This window comes from Dysgonomonas sp. Marseille-P4677 (genome assembly GCF_016652235.1).
In the GTDB taxonomy this organism is placed as follows: domain Bacteria; phylum Bacteroidota; class Bacteroidia; order Bacteroidales; family Dysgonomonadaceae; genus Dysgonomonas.
On sequence record NZ_JAEPKU010000090.1, the window covers coordinates 1 to 17,353 of the forward strand.

Consider the following 17,353-nt stretch of genomic DNA (forward strand, 5'->3'; position numbering starts at 1 on the left):
TTATAAACCTAATAATAAACCAGTTACAAACTAACGTATCGGATGTCAAAAATGAATAATATTAGCAAAGGGCGATCATAAATGATCGCCCTTTGCTAATACAGACTGAAGTTCGAATAAAAAACTTAGTTATATTTTCATCCTATAAAATATGGCCATGTAAAACGTCTGATAAAAAATTGAGTTATCTTGCGCCTCCAACATTCATTTGTAAACTATATAAATATTGAGATGCTGTAATAAATAATGTCTTCATATCCTTACCTCCAAAACAAATATTTGCTGTCCAATTGGCCTCTATAGGAATATGTTCTATTTGCTCTCCCTGTGGATTAAATACAGAGACTCCTTTTCCTGTAAGATAAATATTCCCCATCGAATCGATAGTCATCCCATCGGATCCGAGCGAAGTAAATAATTTTTTATTGCTGAGAGTTCCATCTTTTTTTATATCATAGACATAAGTTTCGTCTGCACCTATATCAGCTACATACAGTCGTTTGCCATCTGGTGTACCGATAATACCATTCGGCTTTTTCAAATCAGTCTCTACTCTTATCAGTTTTTCTCTATCGGGAGCCAGGTAATAAACATATTCTCCGGGTTGTTGCATTTCCGGATTGCGTGTCCAATAATTTCTCTTATACAGAGGATCGGTGAAATAAATCCCTCCGGAAGGATGCACCCATAAATCGTTAGGACCATTTAGCTTTGCTCCTTCAAAATCAGAGATCAGTATCTTGTGATTACCTTCAATATCGATACTCCAAAGTTCATTTTCGGCATCAGAACATGAAAGTAAATAGCCATCAAGATCGAAATAAAGTCCATTTGCTCGTCCTGGATCTTTGTGAAAGGTTGTGAGTTCACCTTCTGTAGACCATTTTAGTATTAGATTGTTGGGTTGATCTGTAAAATATACATTCCCTTCTTTGTCTACAGCAGGTCCTTCTGTGAAGCTGAATCCATCAGCAAGTTTTTCAACTTTTGCACCAGATGCTATAATATTAGATTTGTTTTGACTATGGCAATTGAAAGTAAGAACAAGAAGAAAGCAATTGAGAGAAACCTGGAATTTATTCATAGCTCAGAATTTATATTTTTTTATGCTAAGCAAAATACAAACTTTATTTTATATATCCATAATATTCATTACATTGGGCAATATAAATTCTATTGTTATGAAAAATATTAACAGACGTCATTTTATTAAGACAGGAGTTTTAGGTGTCGCAGGATTGGCATTTGGTAAAGCGCTGGCAATCCAACCTTCAAATCTGGTGTTCAATGGACCGTCTATTGAACAGGTAAAGCTCGGAAATACGGGAATATCTATTCCTCGTATTGGTTTGGGTACGGGAACTGTTGGCTATAGCAATGGATCTAATCAGACTAGATTAGGTATGAATCAATTTGTAAAAATGGCACAGCATTGTTACGATCAAGGTATAAGATACTTTGACATGGCTGAATCGTATGGTTCTCATAAATATGTTGGTAATGCGATAAAAAACTTCCCTAGAGAAGATGTGATTTTATGTACTAAAATATGGACACATCCCAATGATTCGAAAAAAATACAACCTGTGGAAGTAGCTTTGGATAGATATAGGAAAGATCTGGAAACAGACTATATTGATATTCTATTAATGCATTGTTTAGTAGATAAAGGCTGGACTAAGAGCAGAAGTTATTATATGGATACTCTGTCTGAAGCTAAATCAAAAGGAATTTTGAAATCGGTTGGTGTTTCTTGCCACAGTTGGGATGCTTTGGAAGAAGCTGTTGATAGTCCATGGGTAGACGTGATTCTGGCTCGTATTAATCCTTTCCAATCGCACATGGACGGAACGCCTGAAGCCATAAATGGATTGTTGAAGCGGGCAAAGGACAACGGTAAGGGGATAATCGGAATGAAGATATTCGGAGAAGGTAAGCATATTGCAGATACTGAGCGTGAGCAATCATTGAATTTTGCATTTAAAGAAGCAAATATCCATAGTATGACAATTGGCTTAGAATCTATCGCTCAAGTAGATGATCTTGTAAGTAGGGCTGTTCGGATTTTGAAAGCTTAAGAAAAAACAGGTCCTTGTACATTAGATATTATAATATCTTGTTTAGATAAACTCTATTATTGAACTTTAAATTTATTTTCAATAGCTATTCTTAATCCATTTTCATCCAATTCTCCACCAACCTCATCGAATGATAATCTGAATGTACACCCACTTTTCCAGTCTGAACAACCATAAGCAGACTTTCCCTTCAGAATATTTCCTCGTTTACATAACGGGCAAATAATAGGGTCTTGTTTTTGTTCAGGCAGGACATTTTCTTTTATTACTGTATTTCCCTCTTTCTTTTCTTTTTTAGCTCTTGGCTTTCTTTCTGTAGTCAACTTTTTCTCCTTCGACGCTTTCGATTTGGCTTTTGCCGGTTCTTCCTTTATTACTTCTTCTATAGTAATACGGCTACCCCAATCGTTCTTTACATTGGTTACTATTTCGGTAAGCATCTGCTTTAATTCATCTATAAATTGTCGCGGATCATACTCGTTCTTTTCTATCTGACGAAGCTTCTTTTCCCAAAGGCCTGTTAATTCTGCCGATTTCAACAACTCTTCTTTAATAGTGCCTATTAGTTCTATACCTGTTTGTGTTGCATAAAGGTTTTTGCGCTCTTTTCGAATGTAATTCCTCTTGAACAACGTTTCTATAATAGCAGCACGTGTAGAAGGGCGACCAATACCATTTTCTTTAAGAGCGTCGCGCAGTTCATCATCATCAACCAACTTTCCGGCTGTTTCCATGGCGCGTAAGAGGGTTGCCTCTGTATAGTATTTGGGTGGTTGGGTCCATTTTTCATTCAATGCAGGAACATGCGGCCCTGTTTCCCCTTTTACAAAGTCAGGAAGTAAGTTATCATCTTCTTTTTCTGCATCTTCTTCCTCCTGATTTGAGTTATTCGCAGGCTTTTCGAATACAACTCGCCAACCGGGTTCGAGTATCTGTTTACCTGTTACTTTAAATTCTATTTTTGCCGCTTCTCCAAGCACTGTTGTTGTAGCAATCTTACAATTAGGATAGAATGCCGCTATAAACCGACGCGTAATCAAGTCATATACCTTACGTTCTTCTGCCGAAATGTTATTTGCTCTTACCCCGGTAGGTATAATAGCATGGTGGTCTGTAACCTTACTATTATCAAATACTTTCTTCGATTTAGGTATCTTAGGCTGTGCTAATATAGGATTGGCAAGCGCTTCATAACCCGCTAGACCACGCAATATCGGAGCAACTTTGGGATACATATCATCGCTCAGATATGTAGTATCTACACGTGGATATGTAGTCAGTTTCTTTTCGTAGAGAGACTGAATAGTTTTTAATGTATCTTCTGCCGAAAAAGCAAATTTCTTATTACACTCAACCTGTAGGGCAGTAAGATCGAATAAACGTGGAGCAAGTTCTTCCCCCTTCTTCGTGGTGACATCTGTTACTTCAAATTCGGAAGATCTAATTTCTTCAAGAAATTGCTCCCCTTCTTCCTTTGTGGTAAAACGTCCTTTTGTTGCCGAAAAAGTAGTTTCCCTATATACAGTTTTTAATTCCCAGTATGGCTCTGGTTTAAAGTTTTCTATTTCGAGTTGCCTATTTACGATAAGAGCAAGTGTAGGGGTTTGCACACGCCCAATGGACAGAACAGATCTGTTTTGTCCATATTTGACAGTATAAAGCCGGGTTGCATTCATACCCAAAAGCCAGTCACCGATAGCACGGGACAATCCCGCCTCGTAAAGCTTGTCAAAAACAGCCTGATCTTTCAGTTTATCAAATCCTTCCCGAATAGAATCTTCGGTTAGCGATGATATCCACAAACGTTTAACAGGAGCCTTACATTGAGCCTTTTGCATAACCCAGCGTTGTATTAATTCTCCTTCTTGTCCGGCATCACCACAGTTGATAACCTCATCGGCTTCGGCTATTAATTTCTCTATAACAGCAAACTGCTTTTTTACACCTTCGTTCTCAATCAGCCTAATACCGAAACGTGGAGGAATCATCGGTAATAAATTCAGCGACCATTGTTTCCATTGAGGAGCATACTCGTGAGGCTCTTTCAAGGTACAAAAGTGCCCGAACGTCCATGTTACCTGATAGCCGTTGCCTTCAAAATACCCATCTCTACGGGCATTTGCCCCTAAGATACTGGCTATTTCGCGTGCTACACTTGGTTTCTCGGCTATACATACTTTCATTTCTTTTCTTTATCTCTTAATAACTCTCTCCTTCATTAGGGAAATCTTTAGACTTCACATCTTTGATGTAACTCTGGACAGCACCTGTAATTGCAGTATGCAAGTCTGCGTAACGGCGCAAAAACTTTGGAGAAAAATCTTTATTAATACCTAACATATCGTGCATTACCAACACTTGCCCGTCAGCGTCGGGACCAGCTCCGATACCTATGGTAGGGATAGTAAGTTGTGTCGATACTTTTTTTGTCAGTTCGGCCGGAATTTTTTCCAAAACCATGCCAAAGCAACCTACTTGCTGAAGTAGTAAAGCGTCTTTCAGAAGTTTATCGGCCTCTTCTTGCCCTTTTGCTCGTACATTATACGTACCGTATTTATTAATAGACTGAGGCATCAACCCTAAATGTCCCATTACGGGAATACCTGCATCAATTATTTTCTTTATATCGGGAATAACCTCTTCCCCACCTTCTATTTTTAGTGCATCTGCTCCGGTTTCTTTCATCATACGAATAGCTGCTTCCAAAGACTTAAGAGGATCGCCGGATACTGTACCAAATGGCATATCTACAATTACCAACGCACGTTTAACTCCATTCATTACAGCACGCCCATGATATATCATCTGATTGAGAGTCATCGGTAATGTAGTTATATTTCCGACCATCACATTAGAGGCCGAATCTCCAACTAAAATAACATCCATTCCTGCCTGATCTATAATTGAAGCCATAGAATAATCATATGCTGTAAGCATTGATATTTTTTCGCCGCGCTGTTTCATTTCAATCAGGCGACGAGTCGTAACCTTTCGATTATCTTCTGTATATGTAGACATAATTTTAAATGTTTTAGTTTTACAAACCGGAGAGCAAAGGTATAAATAAATGCTTTAAGAAAGCAACTATTATCGAATTTGCTAAAATATGCAGTTAGTATGTAATTATACCGACAAACTGATTAAAGAGCCGAAACTAATCATCTTATTTTTCTTTATTTAAAAGATAATAAGGTGAGTTAATGTGTTCTTTTTTAATCTGAGATTTATTAATTTTGTACTCCAAAAATAAAAAATACTATTAAGTTGAAACTATCTGCTCTTCAGGAGGTTTTTGAAACCCATAAAAATATATCGGCCGTAGCCGCTTCTTTATCCAAACACAACAGGATTTACGCTAAGGGATTGCAAGGATCATCGTCGACAATGTTTGCGTCAGCAATATATCATAAAACAGATAAATGTTTTTTGTATGTATTAAACGATTCAGAAAGTGCCGGATACTTTTATCACGACCTCATTCAAATACTTGATTCGGATAATGTATTATTTTTCCCATCTGCTTATAAAAGAGCAATTAAATATGGACAAATAGATCCGGCAAACGAGATTCTTAGAACTGAGGTTATAGGAAAATTGCAAACTGAGGATAAACATCTCATCATCGTGACCTATCCGGAAGCGTTAGCAGAAAAAGTTGTAGCGAAAAGCATTCTGGAAAAGAATACAATTCATATTAAAGTGAATGAGGAAATAGACAGAGGCTTTGTATCTGAGATGCTCGATTCGTTTGGTTTCGAATATGTGGACTATGTATATGAACCCGGACAATATGCCATTAGAGGAAGCATATTGGATGTATTCTCTTTTTCATATGAATTTCCATACCGTATCGATTTTTTCGGAGATGAAGTTAGCACGATACGTACATTTGATATAGAAACTCAATTATCGAAAGAGAGGTTGCAACAGGTTCAGATCATTCCTGACATGCAAAAGTCGAATCTGGATCGTGAATCGCTCCTCAAATTAATACCGAAAGATACAATTATTGGATTTAAAGATTTTGCTTGGGCTGAAGAAAAAATAGAATCGGTCTACAATGATTCTACTATTCTAGAAAATCCCGAATACGAAAAAGATTTACAAAATAAGCTTACTCTTAGAGAAGAATACTCTACTCTTATAAATGATTTCACACACATTCATTTCGGTTCGCGAGTACAAGGTGTACCTTCTGCAACAATAGAATTCGAAACAAATATACAACCTCCATTTCACAAAAATTTCGACCTGATAAGTGAGACCTTGCATAAATATATAGGAGAAAACTTTAAAATCTATATATTAAGTGATAGCGAAAAGCAGCACAAACGCCTTCAATCTATTTTTGAAGATCGAGGTGATAATATTAGTTTTGTCCCTGTAGAGAGGACATTATCGGAGGGTTTCACTGACGAAACTCTAAAAATATGCTGTTTCACCGATCACCAATTATTTGACAGATATCACAAATACAATCTGAAATCGGATCGGGTACGTTCGGGTAAATTTGCACTGTCGCTTAAAGAACTGCAACAATTTCAGATTGGGGATTACATAGTGCATATAGATCATGGTGTGGGACAGTTTGGAGGGCTTGTTCGTTCGGATATGAATGGAAAAATGCAGGAGTTAATCAAATTAATATATCTCAATAACGATTCAATATTCGTATCACTCCATTCTCTGCATAAGATATCAAAATATAGAGGAAAAGAAGGTGAGCCGCCGCGTATCAACAAACTGGGTACAGGAGCATGGAATAAGATTAAAGAAAAGACCAAAAGCAAGGTTAAAGATATTGCCCGCGATCTGATACAACTATATGCAAAACGCAGACAAGAAGAAGGTTATAAATTTTCACCTGACTCATTTTTACAACATGAATTGGAGGCTTCTTTTATTTACGAAGATACACCCGATCAGGTAAAAGCTACTGCTGATGTGAAACATGATATGGAAAATAGTAAGCCGATGGACAGACTCATCTGCGGAGATGTTGGCTTCGGAAAAACAGAAGTTTCCATACGGGCAGCTTTTAAAGCCGTAACTGATAATAAACAAGTTGCTGTATTAGTTCCAACAACAGTACTTGCTTATCAGCATTACCAAACATTCAGAGACAGATTGAAAGATTTCCCTTGCAGGGTAGAGTATATTAGTCGGGCACGCTCTGCCAATCAGATCAAAGAAACATTAAATGACCTGAAAGATGGAAAAGTAGATATACTAATAGGTACCCACCGCATTGTAAGTAAAGATATACAGTTTAAAGACCTCGGCTTATTAATAATAGACGAAGAGCAAAAATTTGGCGTGGCAGTAAAAGAGAAGTTGAAACAGATGAAATCGAATGTGGATACGCTAACTATGACCGCGACACCTATACCACGTACTTTACAATTCTCTCTGATGGGCGCACGCGACCTATCTGCTATTACGACACCTCCACCAAACCGCTATCCAATACAAACGGAAGTCCATACATTCGATCCGCTAATCATACGCGAAGCCATTGAGTTTGAAATGAGTCGTAACGGCCAGGTTTTCTTTATCAACAACCGAATAAAAAACATCTACGAGCTGGAGGAGATTATTAAGAGAGAAGTTCCTGATGCCCGAGTAGTTGTAGGACACGGACAAATGGACCCCGCAAAACTGGAGTCGATAATTATTGATTTTGTAAATCACGAATACGATGTACTGATTGCTACCTCTATTATAGAATCGGGTATTGATATACCAAATGCAAATACAATTATTGTAAATAACGCTCAGAACTTCGGACTAAGCGACTTACACCAACTTCGTGGACGTGTAGGAAGAAGTAATAAGAAAGCATTTGCCTATCTCCTCGCTCCTCCTCTACATACCCTGACACCCGAAGCAAGGCGGCGTTTACAAGCTATTGAAAATTTTTCGGAATTGGGACATGGCTTTCATATTGCTATGCAGGATTTGGATATCCGTGGTGCAGGGAATTTACTTGGAGCCGAGCAAAGCGGATTCATTGCAGACTTAGGCTATGAAGTATATCAGAAGATATTGACGGAGGCTGTCAATGAACTGAGAAATGACGAATTTGCAGATATTTATCACGAAGCGGAAGGTGATGAAAAGATTGCCGGAGACAACTTTGTAGACGATGTACAGATAGAAAGTGATCTCGAACTTCTTTTCCCTGCTACATATATACCAAACGATTCGGAACGTATTACCTTGTATCGCGAATTAGATAATATGGAACGTGAGACAGATATTCAAAACTTTGTTTTACGCCTCGAAGACCGTTTCGGTAAAATACCACTCGAGGGTCGGGAGTTGATCACAGTTGTACGTCTGAGAATTCTAGCAAAAGCACTTGGTATAGAAAAAGTAGTACTGAAGGGTGGACGCATGAGCCTATTCCTTATTTCAAACCCTGATTCTCCATATTATCAATCGAAAGCCTTCGACAAGCTATTGAACTATATACAGAAATACCCCCGTAGCTGCGAACTTAAAGAGCGTAACGGAAAACGTTCGGTAAGCGTTCAGCATATTCCGAATGTAGAGACAGCTTGTATGGCATTGATGGAGATATTAGGATAAGAATCATAAGAATAAATAAAGACGAAATAGTACATCTAGATTGAATAAATATTCTACCTCATTTTGAAAAAATAATAATACATTGCGGCCTTAAAATAAAATAAATTTATATCATGACCAACACACAACAACGGATCGACGTTGCCGATGCACTCAGAGGATTTGCTATTATGGGAATCCTATTGCTTCATTGCATCGAACACTTCAATTTTTATTCCTTTCCCGAAACAGATAGCTCTTTTTTGAAGTTTACGGATAAAACAATCTGGGATTCTCTATTTTTCTTGTTCGGTGGAAAAGCTTATGGTATTTTTGCTCTTTTATTTGGTTTTAGCTTTTTTATTCAGGACAATAATCAGCTAAAAAGAGGAAGCGATTTCAGGTTGCGTTTTCTATGGAGATTACTCCTACTATTTATATGGGGAAATATCAATGCTATGTTTTTTACGGGTGAAATACTTGTACTTTATTCCATTGTTGGGATTTCATTAATATTCGTCGCTCGACTCAAAATAAAGACAGTTGCAATTATAGCAATTATACTAATGCTACAACCTATGGAATGGGGTAAACTAATTTATGCTTTGCTAAACCCTGACCACATACCAGAAATACCTTTAGCTAATTATTATTTTGGACAAGCATATGCTGTACAAAGTAATGGCACCTTTCTGGAAACGGTAAAGATGAATCTGTGGGATGGTCAACTCGCTAGCTTGACATGGGCTTGGGAAAATGCCCGCTTCTTTCAAACCCCTGCATTATTTATGTTTGGAATGATTATCGGCAAAGCAGGATTGTTTATATATAACGAAAAGAACATCTCTTTTTGGATCAAAACACTTATTATAGCAGTCATTTGCTTCTTCCCACTTAACGGATTAGTTAGTCTAATACCTAACTTTATAGAAAATAAAGCAATATTGAGTCCACTTGCTTTGATTGTAAAATCATTGTCCAATCTGGCTTTTATGTCATTTCTTGTAGCACTAATAATATTAGTTTATTACAAGACAATAAAAGGGCACAAACTGCTTGATAGACTTCGTCCATATGGTAAAATGACACTTACCAATTATATCATGCAATCTATAGTCGGATCATTTTTATTTTATAATTGGGGATTAGGCTTGCATAATAAATTAGGTATTACTTATTCGTTTTTGCTCGGTATTATTTTATTCTTACTACAATATTCTTTCTCTTGTTGGTGGATGAAGAACCACAAACATGGTCCATTAGAGTATGTATGGAAGAAATTGACTTGGATAGGTGTCCATAAACAAAATTAAATATCTGTATATAAAAATTATAATAGGGCAACTCATAAGGGTCGCCCTATTAAGAAAATCGAATATCTATTAATATGTAGTGTTTTGAGGGTCAAAATTAGTCCAACCTGATAACCAGTTATCTGAATTAGAATCGCTTGAAAATGCTCCTGAGTAATTTACTTTTGTAAAGAAAGAGTCGTTTAATAAAGCATCTGTAAACGAACCCAGACCTAAAGCTGGACTACCTGCAACCGGACCATAATTTGGATTAGTTGCTTTACTACTTGGTTGTTTTAGTTTCAGATCTGCAATACTAGCCAAAGACTTATTGTTATTACTCGCCAATTTGAAGAAAGTACTAGAGAATGAAGCTTTAGTCGCATCAGTAACTGCTGTTCCGTTTGTAGATAGCTGATCCGTCCAAGTCGGTGCTTGTTTATTTATATCAGCACCAAGAATACCCATACCGGCAAATACATTATTCTGTAGTTTCAGAATGCCATCTGTCGCCCATTTCTGAGTCGTCCCGTTCTGATTATCTAAAATCAAACCTACAGGATATCCGGTTGCTATAGAATTAAATAAATTCAAGCGAGAATTGCGGCGGATTTGTATGGCTGCCTGAAATACACCAAGTCGAGAACCATTATTCGGATTCAGACCATCACCGGCTATATATTGAGTCGTATTGGTAAAATCGTCAGCTTGTCCCATCGGACCAATTAGTGTTACATTTGAAAATACTGCTTTAGTATACGGTTCGTCAGTTGTACCGTTAGAGTTATTATCCGACTCGAAACCATTAGACAATGATTGATCTGCTATCTTAGGATTTCTTATACCTAATAGAAATTGTAATTTACCTGAATATCCGTTATCTGTATCAAAGTCATCATCCCAACCATGATATGCTACCAGATATTTTGCATTCACTGTACCGCCAAACCATTCAAAAGAATCGTCATTAGAATAAGAAACCTGCACATGATCGATTTGTGTACCTCTACCTACTGACCCCATTGTGAACCCGTTTATTTCCTGATCGGTAGCAAATGGATAACCTGCATATTCAATTCTCACATAGCTAACTATACCGGAATTGTCATTATCGTTGTTTCCACCATGAAAAGCATCTACGCCACCCTCAATACGCATACCGACTGTAATATCCGCATTATTTTTAGCTCTACCACATAATATTACACCACCCCAGTCTCCCGGTTTACGGCTTCCCTTTGGTTGGTTAGAGGTAAATACGATTGGTTCAGTGATTGTTCCTTTAGCAATCAACTTTCCGCCTCTTCTAGCTATCAAGGCAGCCTTAGTATCCTTATCTCCTTTAATCACTGTTCCCGGCTCAATTGTCAATGTGGCTCCATCTTCGATATATACCCATCCTTTCATTACATAGGTACCTTTCTTTATTGTATGATTCTCCTTAATTACAAAACTTTGCTCTCCATTACCAAGTTCTGTTCCATTCTTGAACAATATCTGTTCCTTTTCACCTTCTCCTCCGCCACCTGTAACAGGATCGTCGTTGTTATCAGAACATGCCGACAACAAAGCAATAGATGTTACTAAAAATAATTTTCCGAATAAATTTAAAGCTTTCATATTGAATATTATTAAAAGATTTTTATAATTAATATATCTGTTTATTAGTTATTTAAAAAGAATACTTAGCTGTTAACGATATATTCTGGCCTGTTCTAAATTCTTTTGTTACCTGCTCTCTTTCATGTGTATTCCCTTCTTTATCAATGAACTTAGGGAATTGTGCATATTTAGCTTTTGAGGCAAGTATATCTTTTATTCCTGCTGTTATTTCTATATGTTGTCCCAGCTTTTTAGTTACAATCAAGTCAAGCACATTTCTTGACATTTCATACATATCGGGAATATCATTATTTATTGATGAACCTGAGGTGGATGAAACACGTCCTATACCTACAATACGCTTACCTATAATATTGTATAATAATGTCGAATTTAGACCCAAATTTTCATTTTGGTAAAACACTCCTGCATTTATCAGATAAGGAGACTGTCCCTGCATTGGGCGATCGTGGTTTGCCCCTGAATTCTCTTCAAATTTCACCTTACTTTTGATAAGTGAACCATTAAAGGTCAAGGAGAAATCTCTTAATCCGATGAAATCAAGTTTTTTCTTTATATCCACCTCAACTCCATAATTATTAGCCTTGTTCGCATTTCTGAATGTATAGATATATGTACCGCCACCATCCAGATAAGTCCATTCGATAGGATCTTTGAAATGTTTGTAGAAAAAAGCTAATGAAAATATCTCGGAATTAGAAGGATAGAATTCGTACCGAAGGTCGAAATTATCGATATATGCAGGCTTCAAATCTGGATTTCCTGCCACGAAACTAAACAAGTCGAAGTCGTAATAAGAGGAAGATGATATTTCCCTGAACTCTTGTCTATTTGTTGAACGGCCATAAGCAAGCCTTACTAAATGATCATTTGTTAGATTATAGGATGCGTTCAAAGATGGAAATATATCAGTATAGCTATAATCGGTAGTCTTAGACTTATCACCCAATATAGTTGTATAACTCTTCAACGACATTTTATTATGCTCTAAACGTACTCCGGCATAAATATTAAACTCGTTATAAGGAATATTAAATCCTACATATCCGGCCATTTGTTCGTTTGTTCCCGAATAGTCATTTAATCGCTCGGTATCGTCATAGACATATAATTTATCAGCTCCATAATTGTCAGGAATCAGTATTTGAGTATAAACATTACGGTAAGAAAAGTCTTCTGGTAAATTCTCCGGAATCCAACGGTATTTGAAAAATCTTGTATTATAACTTCTATCACGATATTCAGCATATATACCAGCCTTAACGGAAGGTTTGAACCCACTGTCGAAAGTAAAGTCATGGGTGTAATTTGTTGATAGAGTATAATTATACTCATTTAATTTATTAAAATCTCGCGTTATATCATTTTGATCTATTTGGAATTCCTTATAATGTGCATCTCCCGGATATCCATTCTCTTCCCAGTTAATTATGCGTCTGTCCGGTTGATTTCTATTACTGTACGAAAATCCTAAAACCCAATCAAGATTATCTCTTTGTGTCAAAGTATGCTTTCCTGCAAACTGACCGGAATATGCCAAACGACTGCTATAAATGTATTCTGCTTTTCGCTGTCCGTAAAAACCACTTGTATTCTGATAGCCTTCGCGATCAGTATATCTGTTTTTCCCTATTTGGTTCACTATATTCCTGAATTCGAAACGATGTTTTTCATTCGGCATATAGATCAGATTGGCTAAAGCCCCTATTCTAGCATCATTATTATATTGATTGTCCGTATATTTGAATGTAAAATAAGGTTTATCATTGTTCGAATCATAAACCCCATACCGGGAATTTTCCATATCAGTATATGTTTTACTCGTATTACTGTAATTCAAAGCAGTGATAAGCCCCCATAGACTATTATCTTTACCGGTATATTTTCGATTTAGAACAAACCCGAAGCGCTGATCAGGTAGAGGATTCTTTGTTTTCACAGTCCAGTCATTATTAAACCCATTTTTAGCCAAATTATTTACCTGATCTTTATTATTGTTATCAATACGTCCTGAAGAAACACTACCCGACAAACTTCTCAATCCGTTATCAAATCCAAGAAAGTCAGTACCACTACCCTTACTATATTTAAAGTCTTTAAATTGAGTTTGTGTATTGATCCCTATTCCATAGTTCACCTGTATCGAATTCTCGCTAGGTATACCCTTTGTTTCTACTTTTATAAATCCTCCTGAAAAATCGGATGGCAATTCCGGTTGAGGAGACTTTACTATCATTATATTTTCAATCTGGGAACTAGGGATAATATCAAAAGAGAATGCTCTTGTATCTGCTTCTGAACTCGGAATAGTACTATTATTCACCCATACATTATTATATCTTTGCGAAAGCCCACGAGCAACAACAAATTTATCGTCCATAATAGATATTCCGGGAATTCGCCTGATTACTTCCGATGCGTCTCTATCCTGACTTTTCGATATTTGCTGAGCAGAAACGCCACTTACTACCGCATTCGATTTGCGGATCGAACTCAATAATGAAATTTCTGAATTGATACGTCCTATAGCTACAACATATACTTCTCCTAATGCATGTTCTGATTCTATCATGGGAATATCTACAATAGTGGGCTCCCCTTTTTTTACTTCTATATCTGTAATCTCTAAAGGCTGATATGATATATAGGAGGTAACAAGAGTATATTTCCCCGGCAAGACATTTAGCTGATAACCTCCGTTTTCATCTGTTATCGCTCCGGTAGTCGAATTCTTCACGGAAATAGCTACACCGGGTAATGTCTCTTGTGTTTTTGCATCTTTTACCAACCCCTTTATTATAGTTTGGGCCGACAAAGTATTTGCTGATACTAATAAGAATAAAGCAAAAATAGTTTTAGTTAGATAATTATGTTGTTTAAGCATAGAATAAGTTTTCTTGTACATATATTTCTTTAAATTTTACAGTACAAATCACTTACAATATTGTTACATAATAACTAAGCAATAGATAAGGTTGTATAAAGAAATGAGATCTTTCTTGTTAAGCAACAAACAACGGCAAGAAGTGTTAAATACGAGGCTTGCAAAATCACAAATGTTAATTAACATACTTAAGATACATTTAAGCCAAACGATTCTTATATTTGCATTCAATGTTAAACTAATTTAATAAAATCGTTATACTTATGAAAAAAATAATCCCATTGTTTTCGCTGGCTCTCACACTATTAATATCGTGCGGAGGAAACGAACCAAAAGTGGAAAAAGTTTATAACCAGGGTATAAACATCACACCTCTCCCTCTTGAGTTAACGAAAAAAGAAGGAGTATTCAATTTATCAAAGAGCACTGTTTTCGTAGCGAATGATAACGAAGTAGAGAAAGTTTCAGCTTATTTTTCTACTAAAATAAATAAATCAACCGGCTACACACTTAAATCTGTAAAAGAGAAACCTGCATCTGATTATATTAATTTAAGTATAGATAAAGATTTGTCGATAAACGACGAAGGCTACCTACTGGATGTAACAGATAAAGGTATAGATATACAAGCTAATACTGCTCAGGGATTATTCTACGGAATGCAAACCGTAATGCAATTACTTCCTGCCGAGATAGAAAGTCCGACAATAGTAAATAACATAGCATGGAATATTCCAGCTGTCACAATTAAAGATGAACCACGTTTCAAATATCGTGGTATGCATCTTGATGTATGCCGCCATTTCTCTGACGTAGATGCTATAAAGAAACAATTGGATGTATTGGCAATGTTCAAAATCAACAGGTTTCATTGGCACCTGACCGACGACCAAGGATGGCGTATAGAGATAAAGAAATATCCTAAACTCACAGAGATGGGTGCTGTTCGTACCGAAGGTGAAGGGAATACTTACGGTCCTTTTTTCTACACACAAGATCAGGTTAAAGAGATTGTCGCATATGCTAAAGAACGCTTTATAGAAGTAATACCGGAAATAGAACTTCCCGGACATGCGGTTGCGGCACTAAATGGTTATCCGGAACTATCTTGCACAGGACAACCTATCGAAGTTAGAAACGTTTGGGGAGTTGCAACAGATGTATTTTGTGCCGGTAATGATTCTGTTTTCGAATTCCTAGAGAATGTAATCTCGGAAGTTATCCCTCTATTCGAAAGTGAGTATTTCCATATAGGTGGCGATGAGTGTCCAAAACTGCGCTGGAAAGATTGCCCTAAATGTCAAGCCAGGATTAAAGAGCTAGGACTAAAAACCGACAAAGAACATACTGCCGAAGAAAGGCTTCAAAGCTACTTTGTGCAACGGATAGAGAAATTCTTAGTGAAAAACAATAAGAAAATGATAGGCTGGGACGAAATCTTAGAAGGAGGGCTTGCTCCTAGTGCGACTGTAATGAGCTGGCGCGGAGAAGAAGGAGGTATAGCATCTGCAAATATGGGGCACGACGTTATTATGACTCCGGCTCCTTGGATGTACTTAGACAAATATCAAGGCGACCTTAAATTACTACCTGTTACTATTGGCGGATTGCTTACATTGGAGAAGGTATATAACTACGAACCTATTCCTGAAAAAATAGCGGAAGATAAAGAACATCATATACTAGGAGCGCAAGTCAATATATGGTGTGAATACAAATATACTGATATGGACAAAGAGTATGACATCTATCCCCGTCTGATCGCTCTGTCTGAATTGACATGGTCTCCAAAAGCTAAAAAAGACTATAAAGACTTTGAACGTCGCATAGACAATCAGCGCGTACGCCTCGATATGCACAATATAAATTATTATATCCCTATTCCTGAGGACAAGGGCCCTTATACAATCAGTTATTGGGGAGATTCTATCAGCGCTCCTTTCTCTTGCAACTTTATAGCATTCACAGATCAGAAAACACTTGAGTTTAAAACATCAGAACCGGCTAAAATAGTCTATACAACCGATGGTAGTGAACCAACGCTCAACTCTGAGGTGTATACTTCACCTCTCACGTTTACAGAAAATACCACATTGAAATTACGCTCGGTACTTGTTTCTGAAAAGATGAGCCCGGTACGCACCATTATACTAGAAAAGCAGACTTATGCTCCTGCAATAGAGAAAGCGAAAGATGCAAAACCAGGACTTCATGTAGAGCATTACAAAGGTTATACAAAAACGGTAGCTGAACTGGAAAACAAAACGGTGACTGAAACAGAACAAGTTGCTACACCTCAAGAAGCAAAACATCGTATGATGGGTTATATGGAATTATATCCTGACGATTTCTATTCTTCTATACTTACAGGCTATATAAATATACCTAAAGATGGAGTATATTATTTCAATACCGATTGCGAATTATGGATCGATGGCAATCTGTTTATTTCGAATGAAAAAGACAATAATGGCACCGCTCGTCGTTTCTCACGTAGCGACAAGTCTATCGCTTTGGCGAAAGGGCCTCATTCTATTAAAATAATAAGACTAGGCGCTATATTTGGCGGTTGGCCTACACAATGGGATTCTATTAACCTGTCTATACGAGAAGACAGTGAAGCAGAATTCAAACTTACAGATGCTTCTTATTTCAAATAAGATATTTTAGGTTTATATTTTTAGGAAGAGAAGCCTTCGGATATATTTCCGGAGGCTTTTTTATATGACTACAACTATTTCAAAGAGCTAAAAAGTTATTAGAAAAAAGTAACAAATGTAACAGTTTATCTATTTTTTCAAACTGTTACCTTCTATAACCGGGTGGAACGCATGTGAGACTACCTCCTTTCACTATCAACATATTGGCTTTAGGGTCGTGTTTTATTTCCACTTGCTTAGTTCTGG

The 17,353-nt window shown here is 36.9% G+C and carries 9 protein-coding genes; 4 read left to right on the plus strand and 5 right to left on the minus strand.

Translation table 11 applies throughout. From position 1 onward, the window contains the following. Positions 1-184: 184 nt before the first annotated feature. A complete protein-coding gene (locus tag JGH11_RS14010) occupies positions 185-1,084 on the minus strand; it encodes an SMP-30/gluconolactonase/LRE family protein (protein ID WP_201112836.1) in 900 nt (299 codons plus the stop codon). Between the two features lie 97 nt (positions 1,085-1,181). Here JGH11_RS14010 and JGH11_RS14015 point away from each other — a divergent pair, with 97 nt between their 5' ends. After that, a complete protein-coding gene (locus tag JGH11_RS14015; RefSeq protein WP_236263993.1) occupies positions 1,182-2,078 on the plus strand; it encodes an aldo/keto reductase in 897 nt (298 codons plus the stop codon). Between the two features lie 56 nt (positions 2,079-2,134). On the opposite strand, the gene JGH11_RS14020 is transcribed toward JGH11_RS14015, so the two are convergent. Beyond that, positions 2,135-4,261: a DNA topoisomerase 3 gene (locus JGH11_RS14020; protein WP_201112838.1), complete on the minus strand. Its 2,127-nt coding sequence runs from the start codon at positions 4,259-4,261 to the stop codon at positions 2,135-2,137. A gap of 16 nt (positions 4,262-4,277) precedes the next feature. Continuing rightward, positions 4,278-5,096 carry a 3-methyl-2-oxobutanoate hydroxymethyltransferase gene (gene panB, locus JGH11_RS14025; RefSeq protein ID WP_201112840.1) on the minus strand — a complete coding sequence of 273 codons (819 nt, stop codon included), beginning with the start codon at positions 5,094-5,096 and terminating at the stop codon, positions 4,278-4,280. A gap of 246 nt (positions 5,097-5,342) precedes the next feature. Between panB and mfd the strand changes: the two genes are divergently transcribed. Beyond that, the gene (mfd, locus tag JGH11_RS14030; protein ID WP_201112842.1) at positions 5,343-8,669 is read left to right on the plus strand and encodes a transcription-repair coupling factor; all 3,327 of its coding nucleotides are present in this window, start codon (positions 5,343-5,345) and stop codon (positions 8,667-8,669) included. A 113-nt stretch (positions 8,670-8,782) separates the two neighbouring features. Then, positions 8,783-9,961, plus strand: a complete 1,179-nt coding sequence (locus JGH11_RS14035) for a DUF418 domain-containing protein (RefSeq protein WP_201112844.1) — start codon at positions 8,783-8,785, stop codon at positions 9,959-9,961. A 69-nt stretch (positions 9,962-10,030) separates the two neighbouring features. On the opposite strand, the gene JGH11_RS14040 is transcribed toward JGH11_RS14035, so the two are convergent. Together JGH11_RS14040 and JGH11_RS14045 are read right to left on the minus strand one after the other, a co-directional pair. Then, the gene (locus JGH11_RS14040) at positions 10,031-11,560 is read right to left on the minus strand and encodes a hypothetical protein (protein ID WP_201112846.1); all 1,530 of its coding nucleotides are present in this window, start codon (positions 11,558-11,560) and stop codon (positions 10,031-10,033) included. 52 nt (positions 11,561-11,612) lie between these two features. Next, positions 11,613-14,468 carry a TonB-dependent receptor gene (locus JGH11_RS14045; protein WP_201112849.1) on the minus strand — a complete coding sequence of 952 codons (2,856 nt, stop codon included), beginning with the start codon at positions 14,466-14,468 and terminating at the stop codon, positions 11,613-11,615. A 242-nt stretch (positions 14,469-14,710) separates the two neighbouring features. Here JGH11_RS14045 and JGH11_RS14050 point away from each other — a divergent pair, with 242 nt between their 5' ends. Then, the gene (locus JGH11_RS14050) at positions 14,711-17,107 is read left to right on the plus strand and encodes a family 20 glycosylhydrolase (RefSeq protein WP_201112851.1); all 2,397 of its coding nucleotides are present in this window, start codon (positions 14,711-14,713) and stop codon (positions 17,105-17,107) included. Positions 17,108-17,353 lie beyond the last annotated feature (246 nt).